This window comes from Actinomadura sp. WAC 06369, assembly GCF_003947565.1.
Lineage (GTDB): Bacteria > Actinomycetota > Actinomycetes > Streptosporangiales > Streptosporangiaceae > Spirillospora > Spirillospora rifamycini.
This window is the reverse complement of the sequence record NZ_QHJN01000436.1, coordinates 1-429: the sequence shown is the minus strand read 5'-3', so window position 1 is coordinate 429 and position 429 is coordinate 1. Positions and strand designations below refer to the sequence as shown.

General features: G+C 75.8%; 1 pseudogene. It reads right to left on the bottom strand.

The window, feature by feature from the left end:
- Window positions 1–429: pseudogene (locus tag DMH08_RS40745) on the bottom strand (hypothetical protein); the annotation flags it as partial.

The window sequence follows — 429 nt, the reverse complement described above, 5'->3', positions numbered from 1 at the left end:
GGGCCTTCTCGCCGATCAGGGACGGGTTGAGGCCGTGGACGACGACGACCGCGGTGCCGTCGCGGAGTGCCGCGAGGGCGGCGTCGTCCAGGTCGATGACGCGCTCGTAGTCGAGGGCGGCGCCGTGGGGCGCGATCTCGAGGTCGGTCCCGGCGGCGGGCGTGGTGGCGCCGCGGACGGAGAGGGTGGTGCGGATGGGGCCGTAGGCGGGTTCGCCCTCCTCGGCGCTGACGACGCCGTCGCCGTCGGTGTCGGCGGCGGGGGCGGGGCATTCGCCTTCGCCGCCGCCGCGGATGTGCTGGAGGTGCGGGTAGGGGGCGCCGTCGAGCAGGGGCGCGAGTCCCGCGTAGTGCTCGGTGACGGTGGCGGTGCGGCCGTCGAGTTCGAGGGTGAGGGTTCCGGAGCCCTGCTGGCGGTTCAGCGGCTCGA